Genomic DNA, 20,954 nt, shown 5'->3' on the forward strand with positions numbered 1-20,954 from the left:
TTTGGGCCCGGGATCACTGGTATGAATCTGGAAATTACTCTCGAAGATGGGCGTTGGCTCGGTCTGGACGAGCTGGCGACGCGTGCAATCGTGGTCACCCTGGTTCATTGCGATTTGGATGCCGACCTGTGTGAGGTCAGCTTGTTGGGCTGTGACGATCAACGAATCTCGGAACTGAATGCTGAGTTTCGGGACAAGTCCAAGCCGACCAATGTACTCAGCTGGCCTGCGGAAGATCTGGCCGCCGACCGGGCCGGTGATACGCCGCCGCCGCCGCAACCGGATTTCACCGGTGAAATAGCGCTGGGCGACATAGCGATCTCATACGATACCTGCGCGCGCGAGGCTGCAGAAGCAGGTAAAGATATGGACAATCACGTCGTCCATTTGATCGTTCACGGAACATTGCATTTGCTGGGTTACGACCACATTCGTGACCTCGACGCCACTTTGATGGAGGCGGTCGAGGTCGAGATACTTGGCAAACTGGGTATAGATAACCCATATAATGTATGACAGGGGCAGCTTTGCCCGATCATTTGGAACAGGATAATGGGCGATACAGACGGCAGTTCTAGGGCGGCGCAGAGCGCGCAATCTCAGAACAGCAGCAATGATGGCGACGAAAAAGGCGGACTGTTGTCACGCATCTTCGACGCTTTTTCTTCACAGGGTGATGAGGCGGATCAGGCAAACGGTGCCGAGGTCAGCATCCAACAACCCAGAGGCATGATCAACCTGCGCAGGATGCGGGTGGAAGATGTTGCAATCCCGACCGCCGAGATTATCTCGGTCCCCTCGACAACCCCAAAGGATGAGTTGGCGCAGATATTCCGCGACAGCGGCTTGTCCCGAATCCCGGTCTATGAGGGAACGCTCGATACGCCACTGGGATTTGTTCATCTGAAGGATTTCGCACTGACGCACGGGTTCAACGGCAACTCGACCGAGTTCGATCTGAAGTCGATGCTCAGGACATTGCTGTTCGTGCCCCCATCGATGCCGATTGGTGTACTTCTGACCAAGATGCAAACCGAACGACGTCACATGGCGTTGGTCATTGATGAATATGGAGGGGTCGACGGTCTGCTGACCATCGAAGACCTGATCGAGCAGGTCGTAGGTGAGATCGCCGATGAACATGATGCTGATGAAGATCAGTTGTGGATCCAGGAAAAGCCGGGTTGCTACGTTGTTCAAGCCCGTGTCCCGCTCGAAGATTTCGAGGCCGAGATCGGTCGCTCTCTGACCAGCCACGAAGACGTGGATGAGGAGGAGATCGATACGCTGGGTGGTCTGGTCTTCATGCTTTCTGGCCGGGTGCCTACGCGCGGTGAAGTTGTTTGCCATCCCGAAGGCCCCGAGTTTGAAGTGCTTGACGCAGACCCGCGCCGTATCAAGCGTTTGCGGGTCATGCTGCCGGATAGTGCTGCATGAATGCTGCCCGCCGGTGGCCTATGTGGTTGCGGACTGCGTTGGCAGCCGTGCTTGGGGCTATCGGGGCCTTGGGTCTTGCCCCTTTGGGATACTGGTTGGCTACGCTTCTGGCTTTGCTGCTGATCGCACCGCTTTATCTGACCTGCGAGACACCCCGCCGTGCCGCCGCGCTGGGGTGGGCTTTTGCGACCGGGTATTTTGCCCATGCCCTCAGCTGGATTGTCGAGCCGTTTCAGGTTGATGCAGAACGACACGCCTGGATGGCGCCGTTTGCGCTGCTGTTGATGTCCGCCGGTCTCGCTCTGTTCTGGGGTGCGGCTTTCGGCGTTACAAAGCGGATCGGAGGACGACCCGTCGCGCAAGCCGCCATATTGGCCGTAGCACTATCCCTCGCCGAGTTTGGGCGTGGGTATTTGCTGACGGGGTTTCCGTGGGCGGGCATTGCCCAGATTTGGGTGGATACACCGGTTGCCCAACTGCTTTCGCTTATGGGGCCTTATGGCGTTGGTGCATTGACACTGCTGGCGACGCTTCTGTTGGGTGCTGCGCTGTTCAACGATCGCTCGCCGCGCGGGCTGATGATACCCGTCGTCATAATCACTGGATTTGTTGCAGTGACGATCGCTTATGCTTCGACGCGACCCTCTGTCGAACAATCCAGATATATTGTCCGATTGGTCCAGCCCAACGCGCCGCAGCATCAGAAGTGGGACCCGGCATACGCCCCGTTGTTCTTCGCGCGTCAGCTCGAATTTACGGTAGCGGAGCCCAGGCCTGATCTGATCGTCTGGCCTGAAACTTCAGTACCCGCCTGGCTGGGCAGCGCGCAGCCTCATCTGTCCGCCATTGCCGATGCCGCCCAGGGCACGCCGGTCTTTTTGGGTATCCAAAGGGCTGAAGGGCAGCGGACCTACAATTCGATGATCTACCTGGACGCCGAGGGTCAGCAGCAAGGGCTTTATGACAAGCACCATCTCGCTCCGTTTGGCGAATATGTCCCGTTCGGCAATCTGATGGCTCGCTTTGGCATACACGGGATGGCTGCAACTACGGGCAACGGGTTCAGTGCTGGACCGGGTGCTGCGTTGATGGAGGCTGGCCCTCTGGGCAAGGCGTTGCCGTTGATATGCTACGAGGCAGTGTTTACGCAGGATGTCTTGTCCGCACCGGGACGCGCTGATTTCTTGCTCCAGATCACCAATGACGCTTGGTTCGGGACGTGGTCCGGCCCCTATCAGCATCTGGCTCAGGCGCGGATGCGCGCGATAGAGCAGGGGCTGCCGATGATGCGCGCGGCCAATACCGGAATATCGGCCATGATTGACCCTTTGGGGAGGATCACCGCATCCCTACCTTTGGAGCAGGCGGGTTTCATTGATGCTGAATTGCCGCTGGCCCAGCGCGCCACCGTCTATTCCCGGATCGGAGACAATCCGATCCTCTTGGCACTACTGGTGCTGTTCGTGCTGCTCTGGCACCACAACCGTCGCGGCCGAAACCAATTACCGATTGACCCTGACTGATAGCACGCGTATTCGGTCGGTCGCCCGTCACAACGGCTTCCTGGCGTGACGGAGAAATCTTAATGGAGCACTTTCATGTCCCGACAGAACTACACTTTTACTTCGGAGTCTGTATCCGAAGGGCATCCGGACAAGGTCTGTGACCGTATCTCGGACGCCGTACTTGACGCGTTTCTGCGTGAAGAACCCGAAGCCCGCGTCGCGTGTGAGACCTTTGCCACGACCGACCGCGTGGTCATCGGTGGTGAGGTTGGCCTGTCGGATCAGGAAAAACTCCACGATTATATGGCGCATATTGATGACATCGCGCGCGCCTGCATCAAGGATATCGGATACGAGCAGGACAAGTTTCACTATGAAACCGTCGAGGTGACAAACCTGCTGCACGAACAATCCGCCCATATCGCGCAGGGCGTGGACGCGTCGGATAACAAGGACGAGGGCGCTGGCGATCAGGGCATCATGTTTGGCTATGCCACAACTGAAACGCCCGCATTGATGCCCGCGCCGATCCAGTATTCGCACGCGATCCTGCGCCGTTTGGCTGAGGTTCGTAAGAACGGTACCGAACCAGCGCTGGGCCCTGATGCCAAATCGCAGCTCTCGGTGGTCTATCGTGATGGCAAGCCGGTCGGCGTCAGCTCGATCGTGTTGTCGACACAGCATCTTGATGCTGCGCTGACCTCGGATGACATCCGCGCCATTGTTGAGCCCTATATCCGCGAAACCCTGCCCGAAGGCTGGCTGAGCAACGAAACCGAGTGGCACGTCAACCCTACGGGAAAATTCGTCATTGGTGGTCCTGATGGGGATGCTGGTCTGACCGGACGTAAGATTATCGTCGACACTTATGGCGGGGCAGCTCCGCACGGTGGTGGTGCGTTCTCGGGGAAAGATCCAACCAAGGTCGATCGCTCAGCCGCTTATGCCGCGCGCTATCTGGCCAAGAATGTCGTGGCCGCTGGCATGGCCGAACGCTGCACGATCCAGCTGAGCTATGCGATCGGCGTCTCCAAGCCGCTGTCGATCTATGCGGACACACATGGCACCGGTCAGATCGCTGACGCCGTGATCGAAAAGGCAGTGGGCCAGGTCATGGACCTGACACCGCGCGGGATTCGCGAACATCTGCAGCTGAACAAACCGATCTATCAGCGCACCGCAGCTTATGGTCATTTCGGTCGTGAGCCGGATGCTGACGGTGGCTTCAGCTGGGAACGCACTGATCTGACTGCAGCGCTGAAGTCTGCTGTCTGATCGACTGCTAAATTGTGCGCCCTGACGGGCGCGCTTTGCATTCTCTTCGAAATTACCGCACGAGCGTGGAGGTTGCCCTCCACCTCTTGCCACATCGCGCGCACCACAGTATGGCGACCGCCATGAGCACGCAGACCCCACAACGCCCGCGCAGAAACTTTTACGGTCGCTTCAAGGGCAAAACCCTGAAGCCCAGCCAAAAGACCTATCTGAACGAGGATCTTGCTGCGCTGTCCCCCGGTGCTATCGACTGGGATAGCAATCCCGAACGAAACCCGCTGGATCTTGACGCGCTGTTTGGTGGCAAACCGGTCTGGCTTGAAGTCGGCTTTGGCGGCGGCGAGCATCTTGTTCATCAGGCGCAAAGCAACCCCGATATCGGGATCATCGGGGCCGAGCCCTATATCAACGGCGTTGCCATGCTGCTGGGCAAGATCCGTCAGGCGGGTGTCGAAAACCTGGCCGTGCATCCTGGCGATGCGCGTGACCTGTTCGACGTGCTGCCTGAGGCCAGTATCTCGCGTGCGTTTCTACTCTACCCTGATCCCTGGCCCAAGAAGCGACATCACCGACGCCGTTTCGTAACCCCAGAACATCTCGAACCTCTGGCGTGGGTTCTGAAGCCCGGCTCGATCTTTCGCGTTGCAACCGATATTCCGGACTACGTCCGCCAGACCTTGGAAGAGGTGCCGCGCGCCGGGTTCGAATGGCTGGCCGAGCGCCCGGCGGATTGGCGTGAGCCGTGGGATGACTGGATTTCCACCCGCTATGAACAGAAAGCCCTGCGTGAAGGGCGCACGCCTCATTACCTGACCTTCCGCCGCAAAGACTGATTGCTGCTGGACCATCGGCCCTCAATTCGCTAATCCGCCTTGAACTGATAGCGAAAACAGGAGCCCCCATGTCCGGACACGGCACGCCCATCCCGATGACGTCGCACCCCTGCGGCCCGCTGACCGGCACGGCAGAGGTGCCCGGGGACAAGTCGATCTCGCACCGGTCGCTGATCCTGGGCGCGATGGCCGTGGGTGAGACCCGGATTTCGGGCCTGCTAGAAGGTGAGGATGTTCTGGACACCGCCAAGGCCATGCGTGCCTTTGGGGCTGAAGTGACGGATCACGGCGGTGGTGAATGGACGGTGCACGGCGTGGGTGTCGGTGGGTTTGCCGAGCCGGATCAGGTCATTGATTGCGGCAACTCCGGCACCGGTGTGCGGTTGATCATGGGCGCGATGGCGACGTGCCCGATCACGGCAACGTTCACCGGCGATGCCAGCCTGAACAAACGCCCGATGGCGCGGGTCACCGATCCGCTTGCGTTGTTTGGGACGCAGTCCGTTGGCCGATCTGGTGGGCGCTTGCCGATGACGATCGTTGGCGCGGCGGATCCCACTCCAGTACGATATGAGGTCCCAGTTCCATCGGCGCAGGTGAAATCGGCTGTGTTACTGGCTGGTCTGAATGCGCCCGGCAAGACCGTGGTGATTGAGAAAGAGGCGACCCGCGATCACTCGGAACGCATGCTGGCCGGGTTTGGTGCCGAGATCACTGTCGAAGACACGGACGAGGGGCGGGTTATCACTCTAACAGGCCGGCCAGAGCTGAAACCCCAGGTCATCGCCGTGCCGCGCGATCCGTCCAGTGCGGCATTTCCAGTTTGCGCCGCACTGATCACGCCGGGCTCGGATGTGCTGGTCCCCGGCATCGGCCTGAACCCGACACGCGCGGGCCTGTTCACCACGCTGCGCGAAATGGGTGCTGACCTGACCTATGAAAACGAGCGTGAAGAGGGCGGCGAGCCGGTTGCTGATTTGCGGGCAAAATACTCTCCGAACATGAAGGGGATTGAGGTGCCGCCGGAACGCGCGGCCTCGATGATCGACGAATATCCGGTGTTGTCTGTCGTGGCCGCGAATGCCACCGGGACCACCATGATGGGTGGCGTCAAAGAGCTGCGCGTAAAGGAAAGCGACCGGATCGACGCCATGGCCAAAGGTCTGCGCGCCAATGGTGTAACCGTGGAAGAGGGCGAAGACTGGTGGTCGGTCGAAGGGCTGGGCATCGGCAACGTTCCCGGCGGCGGCACCTGCGAAAGCTTTCTGGATCACCGCATCGCCATGTCCTTCATGGTGATGGGCATGGGGGCCAAAGCTCCGGTTTCAGTGGATGATGGCGGCCCCATCGCGACCTCTTTCCCGATCTTCGAGCCTTTGATGGCCACGTTGGGGGCCAGGGTCGAACGCACATGAGCTTTACCGTCGCAATCGACGGCCCGGCAGCGGCGGGGAAGGGGACCATCTCGAAAGGTGTGGCCGCGCATTTCGGTTTCGCACATCTGGATACGGGTCTTTTGTACCGTGCTGTCGGTCGGCGCACTCTCGAAGGTACAGACCCGGTCGAAGCAGCGCAGGCCCTGACGGCGGAAGAACTTGGGCAGGGTGATCTGCGCACCGCCGAGATCGCGCAGGCTGCGTCCAAAGTGGCTGTGATACCCGAGGTCCGTGCCGCTTTGGTGGACTTCCAACGCAGCTTTGCACGTCGCGCCGGAGGCGCTGTGCTGGATGGGCGCGATATCGGCACGGTGATTTGCCCCGAAGCCGAGGTGAAGCTGTTCGTTACCGCCAGCGCCGAAGTTCGGGCCGAGCGCCGGTATCGTGAGCTCAGCGCCAAGGGATCGGATGTGAAGCCAGAGCAAGTTCTGGCCGATGTGCGCGAACGCGATGCGCGGGATGCCGAGCGCAGCACTGCGCCGATGAAACCAGCCGAAGATGCCATTCTACTGGATACTTCTGAGCTGAGCATTGACGAAGCGTTGGCGCAGGCCATCTCGCTCATCGCAGAAAAAATGCCCGCGGCGTAGCTTCGCCACGGGCACCAACAAGGTTTACAGTTCGCCGACTGCGATGCTCTTGATGTTGGCCCACTGGTCGTCCGCGGTTTTCGCGGTGCCGGTGACGTCCTTCAGGAACGCGGTGCGGGTTTCGGCATTCAGGAACAGGTACAGCTTGCCGTCCGCAACCAGGTATTGATCCGGGTCACCATCGAACTTCTTGCCTACGGACACACCGAACGAGCAGTAGCCGCCATGCTGAGGCAGATAGGCCGCCGGATTGGCCTCGAACGCTTCGCGGTTTTCCGAGCTGGTGAAATAGTAAGACGCGCCGTCATAGGTGGCAGAGTGGGTGGCAAAACCTTCAACCGGGTTGCCGTTGGTAACGAGCGCGACCAGATCGACACCATGTGCGGCCAGGGGGGCACCAGCCGCTGAGATGCCTTTTGAGACGTTGATTTCATCCGCCGCAAAAACCGGAGCCGTCAGGGCCAGTGTTACAGCAAGTGCAGTGAGAAACTGAGATTTCATGGCAGTAGTCCTTTCTGTTTTCAGATCGGGGTCAGTGTGCACCTCGACCGATGTGACAAGGTTAGGAGGATCTGATCGGACGTTTAATCGCAGATAGGCCGTGAAACATTGCAGATCATTCGAATGGCTGGATTTGTCGTAAAAACTGTTCACACAGCTTTGTTTAGCCAGCCGCTGTCTTGCCGCCTAAAGTCAGGGGGCAATCGCAGGAGTGGCCTCATGATCCGACTAGCATTGATTTTGTTCTTCGTCGCGGGCGGGCTTGCCGCACAAGAGGCTGAGGCCCCGACGCCTGAGGCTGAACCTCCGATGACTTACGAGCGTCTGGGCAAGATCATCTTCGCGCTCGATCCTGAGGCGCGACCGGTTGGGCCGGGATTTGAAATGACGGTCTCGGACGTAACAGTGCTTGTCGTGACGGATACCAATGCGGATCGGATGCGCGCGATGGTTGCGATTGGGCGGGCCGCGGATTTATCGCCTAAAGATCTGCAACGCGTGATGCAGGCGAATTTCGACAGTACGCTGGATGCACGGTACGCCATTGCCAATGGCACCTTATGGGCTGCGTATATTCACCCATTGTCTCCATTGCAAAGGGACCAACTGATCTCAGGGTTGGCCCAGACTGTGAATATCGCCAATACATACGGCACCCTGTATTCCGGGGGAGCGGCGGAGTTCGGCGGGGGCGACAGTCATGATTTGCAGCGCGATCTGATCGAAGACCTTCTGAAGAAGGGCGAGGAGATCTGAGATCGGCAGAGTTCTCCATATTCGCCGATATCATAAGAGCATGTTGATGTGGGAGCGCGGCGCGGCGGCCTCTGACGCTTCTCGCTCTGGCACCGCCTTGGTCTTACGGCTGTGTCAGCACGGATCAAAGAAGCCACAGTGGCACTCTCACCAAAAGCCTTAACCCTAGCTGGATGCGGGAAAGCTGTTATAGTTTCCGATACGCCATGAGGGAAAGCTGCAAAAAAGCTCAAAAAAAGGGCAGCAGCTAAATAATCCCTCAAGCCAACAGGGACAGAATAATATGAATAATCGTTTGCGTAAGATCACCATAGTAGGTGGTGGCACGGCTGGTTGGATGACCGCGCTGATACTTGAGATGGTGCTTTCCCGCACGTCGGGACCCAAAGATCGCCCGCGCATATGCCTGATCGAAAGCCCCAATATCTCTACAGTCGGAGTCGGCGAGGCCACGGTGCCACGAATGCCGGTCACTCTGCGCCAGGCCGGCATTTCCGAGCGGGACTTTTTCCGCGAAACCAACGCGTCGTTCAAGCTGGGAGTGAAGTTTTGCAACTGGAACAACGATGCCAAGGGCAATCGCATCGATTATGTGAACCCGTTTGCGCATGGCCAGATGATAGAGGGGTTAGAGGCCGCTGAGTATTTCCTGCGCTTTGGAAATGGCGATCGGGATTTTACACAGTCCATCGCGCCGCATGATGATCTGGCACGTCTGTGCAAGGGCGCGCGGCCTTTGGGTGCCCCGGAGTTCGAGCAGCGGTTCGGCTATGCCTATCATCTGGACGCTGTGAAGTTTGCGGGCATGCTGACCAAGGTCTGTACCAATCGCAGCGTTGAGCACATTCAGGATGAGGTGCAAGCGGTTGAGCTGGATGAGCAGGGTAATGTCAGCCATCTGATGCTGGAGCGGAAGGGCCGTCACGATATCGAGATGGTGGTCGATTGCACCGGTTTCCGGGGGTTGATCATCAACCAAGCTCTGGGCGAGCCGTTTATGGATTATTCGGAATATCTGCCGAATGATCGCGCCATGGCCCTGCAGGTCGAGCATCCTGATCCGGAAAAGATCGAAAGCCTCACACGGTCTACGGCACTTGGCGCAGGCTGGACATGGCGAGTGCCGCTCTACAACCGTGTCGGCACGGGCTATGTGTTTTCATCTGCGCATCGCACGGACGATCAGGCTGCAGATGAGTATCTTGAATGGCTGGGCGACAGCGGTAAGGGCTTGACGCCCCGCGTAATCCCGATGCGTGTCGGGCGTGTGCGCAACGCATGGGTCAAGAACTGTGTGGCGATCGGTCTGTCCGGCGGTTTCATCGAGCCATTGGAGAGCACCGCGATCCATATGATTGATCATGCAATCCGCTGGTTTGCCGAGCATTTGCCCACTCAGGACATAGAGCCGTCGCTCAGAGACAGATACAACCGCCAGATGGATAAGCTCTATAATGAAGTTCTGGAGTTCATCTGTCTGCATTATCGGCTGGGCAATCGTACGGATGACCAATATTGGATCGACGCGCGCACCGAGATGAAGTTGCCGGATCGTTTGGCCGAGAATCTTGATTTGTGGCAGTACCGTTTGCCGATGGAACACGATATCGAGTTCGCGACCCTGTTTGACCATCGCGTCTATCAAACGGTTCTTTTGGGCAAGCGGGTCTATGATACAGGCTATGGACCCGACATTCGTGATCGTCTGCGACCGCTGAAGAAGCCGATATGGTTCCAGGGGATGAAAACCGCAAAGGCGCATCTTGCGCAGGTTCTAAAAAGGATGCCAGACCACAAGACTCTGCTGTGCGACATCCGGGGAGAGCTGGATCGACCGGCCTTTAAAAAGGCAGCAGCGAAACCGACAGTGGCGATGCCGGGTGCGAAACCTGCACCTTTGGTGGTCCAGAACATGCCGAACCTCGCCGAAATCCAAAGCGGTCAGAAAGATCTGCAACTGTTCTAAAGATCTTTGCTCTTGGTACAGAGCGTATCTTGAGAAACGCATCGAGGCCGTGAGTCGAGCCCCTGCCTTCGCGATGACTGTCGCGGAGGCGTTAGTTTTTGCGCGTATGATGACTATCAGTAAGAGCGGGGGACTATTTTGCCCTGGCGACCGTTCAATCTACATTGTGCTTGGTGGTTAGATATGTAATATCATTACGGTATGAGGAAATCGAGAATTGAACAGCGCCCATCTGCTAAGGCTCGTAACCTTCGTAGTGATCTGAAGCGCCGTCGGCGTCGGGGTTCGCCAATGCAGACCTATGATGCCCTGCCGCAAGCGCTGCGACAGTGGCTAGCGCAGGCCTGCCTGCCATGGAGCCCGAACTCGGCCCTGAGAATCTGGCGGCAGACAGGTGGCGACAGTGATCCCGCGACCGCGATTGGTCGATTGAACGCAGTCGAGCATGCGATGCTGCAACGGGATGCGAAGGTCTGGGTTCAAAAAGGCTAATTGCGCCACGGTGGCGATATCTGGCCGGGCCCTGGAAATATGGGCTTTGCCCTTGCGCTGCTGGTGAAATCCGCCTATACGCGCGCTGTCGATACAAGGGCGGTCAACGCCCGGATGACGTTTCTGAGCAGGGCCGGGTAACCTCGGCCCTTTGTGTTTGTTGCTCAGGGGCGCGCCGGGTCACGCCTGAAGACATCATGAAACAAGACCGGCGGAGACAACCGCTCGGCCAGCAAAAACGTATGTAAAGGAAAATGACGCCACATGGCTAACGCATCCATGGAGGAATTCGAAGCCCTCCTGAACGAAAGCTTCGAAATGGACACACCCGAAGAGGGTTCTGTTGTCAAAGGCAAGGTTCTGGCAATCGAAGCCGGCCAAGCCATTATCGACGTAGGCTACAAAATGGAAGGCCGCGTTGATCTGAAAGAATTCGCAAATCCCGGCGAAGCCCCTGAAATCGCTGTTGGTGACGAGGTAGAAGTTTACCTGCGCGCCGCAGAAAACGCCCGTGGCGAAGCCGTCATCTCGCGTGAGATGGCCCGCCGTGAAGAGGCATGGGATCGTCTGGAAAAAGCATATGCCGACGACCAGCGCGTCGAAGGTGCAATCTTTGGTCGCGTCAAAGGTGGCTTCACCGTCGATCTGGGTGGCGCAGTTGCGTTCCTGCCCGGCTCGCAGGTTGACGTTCGCCCCGTGCGCGACGCTGGCCCGCTGATGGGTCTGAAGCAGCCGTTCCAGATTCTGAAAATGGACCGCCGCCGTGGCAACATCGTTGTTTCGCGCCGCGCCATCCTGGAAGAATCGCGTGCCGAGCAGCGTGCAGAAGTCATCGGCAACCTGTCCGAAGGTCAGACCGTTGAGGGTGTCGTCAAGAACATCACCGAATACGGTGCGTTCGTTGACCTGGGCGGCGTTGACGGCCTGCTGCACGTCACTGACATGGCATGGCGCCGTGTGAACCACCCGTCCGAGATCCTGACGATCGGCGAAACCATCAAGGTTCAGGTCATCAAGATCAACAAAGAGACCCACCGCATCAGCCTGGGCATGAAGCAGCTGCAGGAAGATCCGTGGGATCTGGTTGCTGCGAAATACCCGCTGGGCTCGGTCCATCAGGGTCGCGTCACCAACATCACCGACTACGGCGCGTTCGTCGAGCTGGAAGCTGGTGTCGAAGGTCTGGTGCACGTTTCCGAGATGTCCTGGACCAAGAAAAACGTCCACCCCGGAAAGATTGTTTCGACCAGCCAGGAAGTCGATGTCATGGTTCTGGAAATCGACGGCGCCAAGCGTCGCGTGTCTCTGGGCCTGAAGCAGACTCAGCGCAACCCATGGGAAGTGTTTGCAGAAACGCACCCCGAGGGCACCGAGGTCGAAGGCGAAGTCAAGAACATCACCGAATTCGGTCTGTTCATTGGCCTCGAAGGCGACATCGACGGCATGGTTCACCTGTCGGACCTGTCGTGGGACGAGCGCGGCGAGGATGCGATCCAGAACTACCGCAAAGGCGATATGGTTTCGGCCGTTGTCTCGGAAGTCGATGTTGAGAAAGAGCGTATCTCGCTGTCGATCAAAGCCCTGGGCGGTGACAAGTTCGCCGAAGCCGTGGGCGGCGTGAAGCGTGGCTCGGTCATCACCGTCGAAGTCACCGCGATCGAAGATGGCGGCATTGAGGTCGAGTACGAAGGCATGAAGTCGTTCATCCGTCGTTCGGACCTGAGCCGTGACCGTGCCGAACAGCGCCCCGAGCGTTTCTCGGTCGGTGACAAGGTCGACGTTCGCGTCACCAACGTTGACAGCAAGACCCGTCGTCTGGGCCTGTCGATCAAGGCACGCGAGATCGCCGAAGAGAAAGAGGCCGTGGAACAGTATGGTTCTTCCGACTCGGGTGCATCGCTGGGCGATATCCTGGGTGCGGCGCTGAAGTCCGGTGACTAAACTTTAGGCTTCAACCCAAGTCGATATTCCGGCCCCGCATGCCAGTGCGGGGCCGTTTTTGTTGCGAATCAACATCTTCCAAATAACCGGCTTAATTCGCCAATCATTCGCGCTTGAAGTGTGTAAATCAGCCCCACGGGCAAAATTTCGCGTGAGTTTGCCGCAAAATGCCGCCTTTGCTGGCAGAGTATCCGTTCCCCCGATCCGGGTTTTTTCCTATACTGTCAGAACAGTAGGCTTGTCACATCGTCCGCCTGGGAGGGTATTGCGAATGATCCGTTCAGAATTGATTCAGAAAATTGCCGACGAAAACCCGCATCTCTATCAACGCGACGTCGAGCGGATCGTGAACACTGTCTTTGAAGAAGTCACCGACGCGATGTCGCGCGGTGACCGTGTCGAGCTGCGCGGCTTTGGCGCGTTTTCGGTGAAGAAGCGTGATGCGCGCGTAGGTCGTAACCCCCGCACCGGCGAGACCGTACAGGTCGAAGAAAAATGTGTTCCGTTTTTTAAAACGGGCAAGTTGCTAAGGGACCGTTTGAACGGTAAAGCCTAAGCCATGATGCGCTACATTCGTTACGCCTTTTTGGCTGCCTTGGGAATTATTCTGGTTTCTGTCTCGCTGGCCAACCGCCAGATTGTTGAACTGAAACTGATGCCGGACGCTCTGTCCGAATTGCTGGGGTTCAACCTGACCACATCCCTGCCGCTGTTTCTGGTGGTGCTGGGCGGCGTTGTGGCCGGTCTGGTTATTGGCTTCCTCTGGGAATGGCTGCGCGAGCACAAGCACCGCAAAGACGCGACCGTCAAGAAAGGCGAAGTGCGCAAGCTTGAGCGCGAGGTCAAAAAGCTCAAGAAAAAGCAGAATGAAGGTCAGGATGACGTTCTGGCTCTGCTGGATGAGGCAAGCTGAGGCCCCACCATGCCTTCTGATATTCGTGTCAAAATATGCGGCCTGACCGCCCCTGATCACGTGCGCGCCGCGGTAGATGCCGGTGCGGGCTATTTGGGGTTTAACTTTTTCCCGAAATCACCCCGGTATGTCGCACCTGCCGAGGTTGCCGCTTTGACGTCCGAAGTTCCCGCAGGGGTGGCAAGTGTGGCGCTGGTGGTGAACGCTTCAGACGAACTTCTGGATAGCATCACGCAATCTGCGCCGTTCGATATGCTCCAATTACACGGCAGTGAGAGCGTTGAGCGTGTTCGAGAGATCAAGCAGCGCTATGGATTGCCAGTGATGAAAGTCATTGGCGTGGCCGAGGCCGAGGATCTGGCCAAAATCGATACCTATAGCGAAGTGGCCGATCAGCTCTTGATCGATGCCAAAGCTCCGAAAAACGCGGTTTTGCCGGGCGGAAACGGTTTGGCGTTTGATTGGCGCCTGTTGGCAGGGCGAAAATACTGGCGCAAGCCGTGGATGCTTGCCGGTGGATTGACCCCTGACAATGTGGCCGAAGCGATTCGAATGACAGGAGCGCGTCAGGTAGACGTTGCATCTGGGGTCGAAAGTGCTCCGGGGGTCAAGGACGCGGAGCTGATCCGCGCCTTCATCGAAGCTGCCAGCTGATCCCATTGCCGCACCACGTGCTTACGTTTTGCGATGGCAAATCCTAGCGCTACCTCCTATGAACATCAGGTACGACGAGGGAGATATCCATGGCTAACGATCTATTTAATTCCTTCATGTCCGGCCCGGATGAGCAGGGTCGCTTCGGCATCTTTGGCGGGCGCTTTGTCAGCGAAACGCTGATGCCGCTGATCCTGTCGCTGGAAGAGGAATACGACAAAGCCAAGGACGACCCCACTTTCTGGGCCGAAATGGACGATCTGTGGGCTAACTACGTCGGTCGCCCCTCGCCGCTGTATTTTGCAGAACGCCTGACTGAGCATCTGGGTGGCGCGAAAATCTATCTGAAGCGGGATGAGCTGAACCACACCGGTGCGCATAAGATCAACAACGTGCTGGGCCAGATCATTCTGGCACGCCGTATGGGCAAGACCCGGATCATTGCGGAAACCGGGGCAGGGCAGCACGGCGTTGCCACTGCAACTGTCTGCGCCAAATTCGGTCTGAAATGCATCGTTTATATGGGTGCCCATGACGTACAGCGTCAGGCCCCGAATGTGTTCCGCATGCGTCTGCTAGGGGCTGAAGTGATACCAGTGACCTCGGGCCGTGGCACGCTGAAAGATGCCATGAACGATGCGCTGCGCGATTGGGTGACCAATGTGCGCGACACCTTCTATTGCATCGGTACCGTGGCTGGACCGCACCCGTACCCAGCTATGGTTCGCGATTTCCAGTCAATCATCGGCAAGGAAGCCAAAGAGCAGATGATGAAAGCCGAGGGCCGTCTGCCCGATACCATCATCGCCGCCATCGGTGGTGGCTCGAACGCGATGGGGCTGTTCTACCCGTTCCTTGACGACAAGGATGTGAACATCATCGGCGTCGAGGCTGGTGGTAAGGGCGTGAACGAGAAGATGGAGCACTGCGCCTCGCTGACCGGCGGTCGACCGGGCGTGCTGCACGGTAACCGTACCTATCTGCTGCAGGACGATGACGGGCAGATTTTGGAAGGCTATTCGATTTCGGCCGGCCTCGATTATCCCGGTATTGGACCGGAACATTCCTGGTTGCATGAGATTGGCCGTGCCAACTATGTCTCGATCACCGACAAAGAGGCGCTGGAGGCGTTCCAGCTGTGCTGCGCGACTGAGGGCATCATCCCTGCGCTGGAACCCAGCCATGCGCTGGCGCATGTGATGAAAATCGCGCCCGAGCTGCCAAAGGATCACCTGATCTGCATGAACATGTGCGGGCGCGGTGACAAGGATGTGCAGACCGTGGCGAAATATCTGAACTTCGATATGTCGGATACTGAGGGGCGTACAGCTGACTGACCCTAGGGCTATGCGTTCCGATTGAATTGTGTCAGGTTGCGCCCATGCGCAACCCGTCCCATTCCATCAGGTCTGAGCGGCTCGATCAGAAATACGATGCCGCTGCGCCCGGATGGGCGGACAAGATGCGGTTGCTTGGCTATTTCGACGCCTACCTTGGATTTCTTTCGTCTGATCCCTCGGCGCACTACGGGCATAAAGTCCTCGACGTTGGGTGTGGAACGGGTGCCTTTGCTGAGGCGCGCGCGGTGGTTCAAACGGACGGTTCGGTAACCTTGCTGGAACCGTCAGAGAAAATGCTGAGTCAGGCCAAAAGCGCGTTGGCCAGACGTGGTATAGATGCGGCGATAGACAACACTCGGCTGGAAGATTTCAAAGCGACGCAGCCCTTTGATTGCATCTTAGCTGCACATGTATTGGAGCATTGCCCGAACCCGGTCGATGCCTTGCGCCGGATGCGTGATCTGGCTGCCGCGGGCGCGGAGTTGTGGTTGGTCGTAAGCAAACCGCATTGGTGCAATGCAATCATATGGTTGCAGTGGCGACATCGGACATATCGACCAGAGGCGGTGGCAGATATGCTGGCGCGCTCAGGCTGGGAATTGTTGGTTGAACACAGTTTCCCCACCGGACCCCCATCGCGCACGTCCCGCGGGTATCGGGCAAGAGCGATCTAGTCTTCGACCCGTTTGGTTTTCAGAACGTCCAGCGGCACGATATCCAAGGCACTTTGGTGCGTCGCCTCAAGATGTACCATCGGGGCGCAACCCTCATCGTAGGCCTGAAGAAAACGGCTCGCACAGAGACACCAGCTGTCCCCCGGCTTGAGGCCCGGGAAATCGAACTCAGGGCGTGGGGTGCTCAGGTCATTGCCGACATATTTGGAGAAGGCCAGAAACTCGGCCGTCATCACCGCGCAGACCGTGTGGCTGCCCTGATCTTCGGGGCAGGTGTTGCAGGCACCATCGCGGAAGAACCCGGTCAGAGGGTCGCGCGAACAGGGTGCCAGCACGCCACCCAGGACATTGATGCTGTCTTGCTTTTGCATGCCGCCACCTTACAGGCTTTCCGCGAGCTTGCGGAACATTTCGACATTCTGCGCGCTGACGCCCGGTTCACGGAATTTGCGATCGGCACCTGTTGTGACGATCAGCACGCCGCGCGGTTGGTCGAAATACAGGTATTGCCCATAAACGCCGCGCGCCATGAACTCTCCTTCATGCGCGCCAACGGGTACCCACCATTGGTAGCCGTATCCGATCTTGCCCGGTTCAGTGGGGGCGCTGGGCCATGTTGAATCACTGATCCATCCGGCTGGAACCACCTGTTGCCCATCGCGTGCGCCGTTCTGCAAAATCAGCTGCCCGAAACGTGCAAAGTCCTTTGTCGTGAAGTTCAGCCCGCCCAGCACAAAGGCCACACCCGCGCCGTCGGTGATGTAATACCCATCCCGTTCAAGCCCAAGCGGTTGGATGATTTTCTCGGTCAACAGGTCCGCCACGCTGCGCCCGGTCGCACCGCGAATGACCATCCCGATGACATGAGTGTCGATCGATACATATTGCCAGGCCTCGCCAGGTGTGGCGAAGCTGTCCTGCAAAGAGGCGGCGAAATCATCCAGTTCTCCGCCCAGTGCCACAACGCGGCCCATCCTGTTAATGTCTGAATTGTAGTCCAGATAATCCTCGTCAAAGGTCACGCCGCTGGCCATGTTCAATACGTTGCGGATCGTGGCGGCCTCATAGGCGCTGCCCTTTAGCTCGGGGGCATATTGTACAACGGGATCATCCAGAGATGTAATTGCGCCTTCCTCCATCAGGATACCGAACAAGGCCGACAGATAGCTCTTTGCGACCGACCATGAGATCCTGCGGTCCTCAGGCCCAGTATCCAGATAGTACTCCTCAAACCTGATCTCACTATTCTGCATCACGAGCAGCGAGGTCACGGCGCGTTCCTCAATCCACTGATCTGTGCCTGCGGGCAGGTCGAAGCCGGGACCATAGGGCAGCTCCCATGTCGGACCGGTGCCGCGTGGCAGGTCGACGGTCAGGAAGGCCTTATCCATATTTGAGAAGTTGTGGATGATTTTGTCTTCGGAAAACAAAGAGTTAACCGCCATTAACCGCTGAATCTCTTCGCGTTTCCAGACCCCGACAACAACCGCTGCCAGCACCAGCATCAAAACGATGCGCAGCACCCACTTCAACAGTGTTCTCATATGTCCTCTCCCAAACGGCTGCCGTATTGGAGCGTGCCGAATGTCGATCCGCAATTACGACGTTGCGGCAACAGCCAAAGATCTATCTGAATTTATCAAGCAGCTTTTGCATGGCCGAGCGGTCATCAACCTCGGGTTCTGGCGCAGGTTTGGAGGCTGCTTTCGCCTTCTCGGCAGGGGTTTTTGAAGACCTCGGCGGGGCGGTGCGTAGCGCGACCGCGTTCATGAACTTTCCGCCATCTCCATCGGCTAAGTATCCCGCACCATCCGATACTCCACGCAACACGTCGTCCAGCCAGTCTGCATCGGCCTTGGCGAAGTCCCCCAGAACGTAGGGCGAGACCATCTCTTTCCGCCCCGGATGCCCAATCCCCAGCCGAACCCGGTCGTAGGCCGGGCTGATGTGTTCGTGGATTGAGCGCAATCCGTTGTGACCGGCATGGCCTCCGCCCGCCTTGACGCGCACCTTTCCGGGCGCAAGATCCAGCTCGTCGTGAAAGACGGTCACGTCGGTCGAATCTAGCTTGTAGAACTGCATCGCCTCGCCCACGGACTGGCCGGAACGATTCATAAATGTCTGGGGTTTGATCAACAGAACCTTTTCGCGACCGAGCCGCCCCTCGGCAATCTCGGCCTGGAACTTGGATTTCCACGGGCCGAAACCGTGATCTTCAGCGATCCGATCCACGGCCATAAAGCCGATATTGTGCCGGTTCCGGGCATATTTTGATCCGGGGTTTCCCAATCCGACAAACAGTTTCATGGGCTCGTCCTTGTTCGCTGAAACCAGTGCAGCAGGTTGATGGCACGAATTGCCCCCGGTTTTCCAGCCCGGGCGACAAAAGAAAACGGGGCCTGATAGAGGCCCCGTTTCAATCTCCGGTATGTTCCGCCCGGATTTATTCTTCGGCTTCTTCCTGGCCGACGACTTCAACCTCGTCTGCGGCCACTTCTTCGCCTTCCTCTTCATCGTCGGTCGACAGGCCTGTCGGTGCCGAGATGTTGGCGATCACGAAGTCACGGTCGATGGTCGGCTTGGTGCCCGTGGGCAGGTCAACTGACGAGATGGTGACAACATCGTTGATGTTCAGACCGGTCAGATCAACGGTGATTTTCTCGGGAATGTCACCAGCGGTGCACATCAGTTCGACTTCCGGACGGACAACGGTCAGAACGCCGCCCTTCTTGATGCCGGGGGCTGCTTCTTCGTTGACGAACTCAACAGGAATGAACAACGCGATCTTCGTGGTCCGACGCAGGCGCATCAGGTCCAGGTGGGTCGGCAGATCTTTGACGACGTCACGCTGAACGTCGCGGCAGATGACGCGAACGTCTTCGTGGCCTTCGACCTTCAGGTTCCACAGGGTCGACTTGAACCGGCCTGCTTTCAGGCGCTTGAACAGGACGTTGAACGGGATTTGGATCGGCAGCGGGTCTTTGTCGCCGCCAAAAACAATGCCCGGAACCATGCCGTCGCGGCGTGCCTGACGAGCGGCGCCCTTGCCTGTCCCCGTCCGTTCCAGAGCTACGAGATCAGGAATCTCTCCAGCCATGATAATTCTCCAATGTTAGGGCGGGCATCCTCCAAGGCTGTATGCCCGCGTGAAGCCGCGTCCTTAGCTTGATTCACCCAGTTTGGAAAGGGCTTTTTGTTCAGCAGGGAATTTTGCGAGGCTCTGCCTCGCGCTCCGGGATATTTATAGCCAGATGAAGAACGGATCCCCTGCTTCATCTGGCTATAAATATCCCGGGGGAGACGCCCGAAGGGCGGCGGGGGCAGAGCCCCCATCCTTGATTGCGGCTGCAAATCAATCCTGCCAGCGACCGCCAAAATCCTCGGGTATCAGAAGATTATGACGCCCCAGATCAGCCACGTTGCGTTCGCCGCAGAGCGCCATTGTCGTGTCCAGCTCTTTCTGGATCACTTCCAGGGCGGTCGTCACACCTTTCTGGCCCATCGCCCCCAGACCGTAGACAAAGGCGCGGCCTATGAAAGTGCCCTTGGCGCCAAGCGCCAGCGCTTTCAGCACATCCTGACCCGAGCGGATGCCGCTGTCGAGATGCACCTCGACGTCGCCGCCGACCGCGTCCATGATCTCAGGCAGAACCCGGATCGAGCTGAGTGCGCCATCCAGCTGCCGACCCCCGTGGTTCGAAACCACGATCGCATCTGCACCCAGCTTGGCGGCCATTTTGGCATCTTCCGCATCCAGAATGCCTTTGAGGATCACTTTGCCGCCCCATTGCTCCATCAACTTCTCGACCTTACCCCAGTCGAGGCTAGGGTCGAACTGCTCTGCCGTCCACGTGCCCAGTGATCTGGTGTCGGTTACGTTGTCGACATGACCGACGATGTTGCCGAATTCTCGCCGCTTGGCGCCGAGCATCTCGATACCCCAAGCCCATTTTGTCATCAGGTTGGCAATGGTTTTGGGGGTTAGCTTCGGCGGGGCGGAGAGGCCGTTTTTCAGGTCTTTGTGCCGTTGACCCAGGATCTGCAGGTCGAGCGTGATGACAAGGGCTGAACATTTTGCGTCTTTGGCCCGCTGGATCAGTCGACCGACATAGTCCTGATCCTTCATGGTATAGAGCTGGAACCAGAATGGTGCCGAGGTGTTTTCGGCGACATCCTCGATCGAGTTGATCGACATTGTCGAAAGCGTAAACGGAACACCAAAAGCTTCGGCAGCTTTGGCCGCTTTGATCTCACCATCGGCGTGCTGCATCCCGGTCAGGCCCACAGGTGCCAACGCGACCGGCATCGACACATCCTGCCCAATCATCTGCGATGCTGTCGAGCGTCCGGTCATGTCGACTGCAACCCGCTGCCGCAGGCGAATGTCTTCGAAATCCGAGCTGTTCTCGCGGAAAGTCTGCTCAGTCCAGCTGCCGCTTTCGGCATAATCATAAAACATACGTGGAACGCGACGTTCGTAGATTCGTTTGAGGTCTTCGATATTGGTGATCACGGGCATGACATCAGGCCTTTGCAGGATTGGTTAAGTTTCTTTACCAATTCTTGAAGCCCTGTGCAACATCGCGTGAATGCGGTGGGTTGCCGCGCTGATCACGAGGTCCAATGACAAAGCCCCAGCCG

22 protein-coding genes and 1 riboswitch are annotated in these 20,954 nt (G+C 58.0%); of the genes, 16 read left to right on the top strand and 6 right to left on the bottom strand.

Features of this window, described 5'->3' with window-relative positions; translation table 11 throughout:
* The first annotated feature begins 21 nt into the window (after window positions 1-21).
* From ybeY to cmk, 7 genes are all read left to right on the top strand, one after another.
* Window positions 22-516 carry an rRNA maturation RNase YbeY gene (ybeY, locus tag ACR0NF_RS00230; protein ID WP_480469065.1) on the top strand — a complete coding sequence of 165 codons (495 nt, stop codon included), beginning with the start codon at window positions 22-24 and terminating at the stop codon, window positions 514-516.
* A 36-nt stretch (window positions 517-552) separates the two neighbouring features.
* Window positions 553-1,437, top strand: a complete 885-nt coding sequence (locus ACR0NF_RS00235; RefSeq protein WP_480469066.1) for a hemolysin family protein — start codon at window positions 553-555, stop codon at window positions 1,435-1,437.
* On the top strand, window positions 1,434-2,960 hold the full coding sequence (gene lnt / locus ACR0NF_RS00240; protein ID WP_480666563.1) for an apolipoprotein N-acyltransferase: 1,527 nt from the start codon (window positions 1,434-1,436) through the stop codon (window positions 2,958-2,960). Before ACR0NF_RS00235 ends, lnt begins: the two co-directional genes overlap by 4 nt.
* 21 nt (window positions 2,961-2,981) lie before the next feature.
* A riboswitch (SAM-SAH riboswitch) is annotated at window positions 2,982-3,030 on the top strand.
* Window positions 3,031-3,035: 5 nt separating this feature from the next.
* Complete coding sequence (gene metK, locus ACR0NF_RS00245; protein ID WP_480777571.1) at window positions 3,036-4,217, top strand: methionine adenosyltransferase; 1,182 nt, start codon at window positions 3,036-3,038, stop codon at window positions 4,215-4,217.
* A 122-nt stretch (window positions 4,218-4,339) separates the two neighbouring features.
* Window positions 4,340-5,050 (top strand): tRNA (guanosine(46)-N7)-methyltransferase TrmB, encoded by a 711-nt coding sequence (gene trmB, locus ACR0NF_RS00250; protein WP_480777572.1) that lies wholly within the window; start codon window positions 4,340-4,342, stop codon window positions 5,048-5,050.
* Window positions 5,051-5,118: 68 nt separating this feature from the next.
* Window positions 5,119-6,465: a 3-phosphoshikimate 1-carboxyvinyltransferase gene (gene aroA, locus ACR0NF_RS00255; RefSeq protein ID WP_480777573.1), complete on the top strand. Its 1,347-nt coding sequence runs from the start codon at window positions 5,119-5,121 to the stop codon at window positions 6,463-6,465.
* The gene (gene cmk, locus ACR0NF_RS00260) at window positions 6,462-7,076 is read left to right on the top strand and encodes a (d)CMP kinase (RefSeq protein ID WP_480469071.1); all 615 of its coding nucleotides are present in this window, start codon (window positions 6,462-6,464) and stop codon (window positions 7,074-7,076) included. Before aroA ends, cmk begins: the two co-directional genes overlap by 4 nt.
* 24 nt (window positions 7,077-7,100) lie before the next feature.
* Here the strand turns inward: cmk and ACR0NF_RS00265 are convergent, their stop codons facing one another.
* A complete protein-coding gene (locus ACR0NF_RS00265; protein WP_480469072.1) occupies window positions 7,101-7,577 on the bottom strand; it encodes a YHS domain-containing (seleno)protein in 477 nt (158 codons plus the stop codon).
* A 219-nt stretch (window positions 7,578-7,796) separates the two neighbouring features.
* On the opposite strand from ACR0NF_RS00265, the gene ACR0NF_RS00270 reads away from it, so the two are divergent.
* The 9 genes from ACR0NF_RS00270 to ACR0NF_RS00310 all read left to right on the top strand — a co-directional run bounded on the left by ACR0NF_RS00270 (window position 7,797) and on the right by ACR0NF_RS00310 (window position 16,313).
* Window positions 7,797-8,333, top strand: coding sequence for a hypothetical protein (locus ACR0NF_RS00270; RefSeq protein ID WP_480469073.1), 537 nt, complete (start codon window positions 7,797-7,799; stop codon window positions 8,331-8,333).
* 283 nt (window positions 8,334-8,616) lie between these two features.
* Entirely contained in the window at window positions 8,617-10,299 is a 1,683-nt protein-coding gene (locus tag ACR0NF_RS00275; RefSeq protein WP_480777574.1) for a tryptophan halogenase family protein, read from the top strand.
* Window positions 10,300-10,500: 201 nt separating this feature from the next.
* Entirely contained in the window at window positions 10,501-10,791 is a 291-nt protein-coding gene (locus ACR0NF_RS00280) for a DUF6525 family protein (RefSeq protein ID WP_480777575.1), read from the top strand.
* Between the two features lie 264 nt (window positions 10,792-11,055).
* Window positions 11,056-12,732, top strand: a complete 1,677-nt coding sequence (gene rpsA / locus ACR0NF_RS00285; RefSeq protein WP_039532111.1) for a 30S ribosomal protein S1 — start codon at window positions 11,056-11,058, stop codon at window positions 12,730-12,732.
* A 271-nt stretch (window positions 12,733-13,003) separates the two neighbouring features.
* Window positions 13,004-13,288, top strand: coding sequence for an integration host factor subunit beta (ihfB, locus tag ACR0NF_RS00290; protein ID WP_008758048.1), 285 nt, complete (start codon window positions 13,004-13,006; stop codon window positions 13,286-13,288).
* A 6-nt stretch (window positions 13,289-13,294) separates the two neighbouring features.
* Window positions 13,295-13,645, top strand: a complete 351-nt coding sequence (locus ACR0NF_RS00295; protein ID WP_480658539.1) for a lipopolysaccharide assembly protein LapA domain-containing protein — start codon at window positions 13,295-13,297, stop codon at window positions 13,643-13,645.
* A 9-nt stretch (window positions 13,646-13,654) separates the two neighbouring features.
* A complete protein-coding gene (locus ACR0NF_RS00300) occupies window positions 13,655-14,299 on the top strand; it encodes a phosphoribosylanthranilate isomerase (protein WP_480666568.1) in 645 nt (214 codons plus the stop codon).
* Between the two features lie 89 nt (window positions 14,300-14,388).
* The gene (gene trpB / locus ACR0NF_RS00305; RefSeq protein ID WP_480777576.1) at window positions 14,389-15,636 is read left to right on the top strand and encodes a tryptophan synthase subunit beta; all 1,248 of its coding nucleotides are present in this window, start codon (window positions 14,389-14,391) and stop codon (window positions 15,634-15,636) included.
* Window positions 15,637-15,680: 44 nt separating this feature from the next.
* Window positions 15,681-16,313, top strand: coding sequence for a class I SAM-dependent methyltransferase (locus ACR0NF_RS00310; protein ID WP_480777577.1), 633 nt, complete (start codon window positions 15,681-15,683; stop codon window positions 16,311-16,313).
* Here the strand turns inward: ACR0NF_RS00310 and ACR0NF_RS00315 are convergent.
* From ACR0NF_RS00315 to ACR0NF_RS00335, 5 genes are all read right to left on the bottom strand, one after another.
* The gene (locus ACR0NF_RS00315) at window positions 16,310-16,684 is read right to left on the bottom strand and encodes a DUF2237 family protein (protein ID WP_480777578.1); all 375 of its coding nucleotides are present in this window, start codon (window positions 16,682-16,684) and stop codon (window positions 16,310-16,312) included. The two genes, ACR0NF_RS00310 and ACR0NF_RS00315, sit on opposite strands and share 4 nt — an antisense overlap.
* A 9-nt stretch (window positions 16,685-16,693) precedes the next feature.
* Window positions 16,694-17,857: a serine hydrolase domain-containing protein gene (locus ACR0NF_RS00320; RefSeq protein WP_480777579.1), complete on the bottom strand. Its 1,164-nt coding sequence runs from the start codon at window positions 17,855-17,857 to the stop codon at window positions 16,694-16,696.
* An 82-nt stretch (window positions 17,858-17,939) separates the two neighbouring features.
* Complete coding sequence (pth, locus tag ACR0NF_RS00325; protein WP_480469081.1) at window positions 17,940-18,620, bottom strand: aminoacyl-tRNA hydrolase; 681 nt, start codon at window positions 18,618-18,620, stop codon at window positions 17,940-17,942.
* A gap of 136 nt (window positions 18,621-18,756) precedes the next feature.
* Window positions 18,757-19,410 (bottom strand): 50S ribosomal protein L25/general stress protein Ctc, encoded by a 654-nt coding sequence (locus tag ACR0NF_RS00330; RefSeq protein ID WP_480469082.1) that lies wholly within the window; start codon window positions 19,408-19,410, stop codon window positions 18,757-18,759.
* Window positions 19,411-19,665: 255 nt separating this feature from the next.
* Window positions 19,666-20,832: an alpha-hydroxy acid oxidase gene (locus ACR0NF_RS00335; protein ID WP_480469083.1), complete on the bottom strand. Its 1,167-nt coding sequence runs from the start codon at window positions 20,830-20,832 to the stop codon at window positions 19,666-19,668.
* Window positions 20,833-20,954 lie beyond the last annotated feature (122 nt).

This window comes from Ruegeria sp. CF4 (assembly GCF_056537345.1).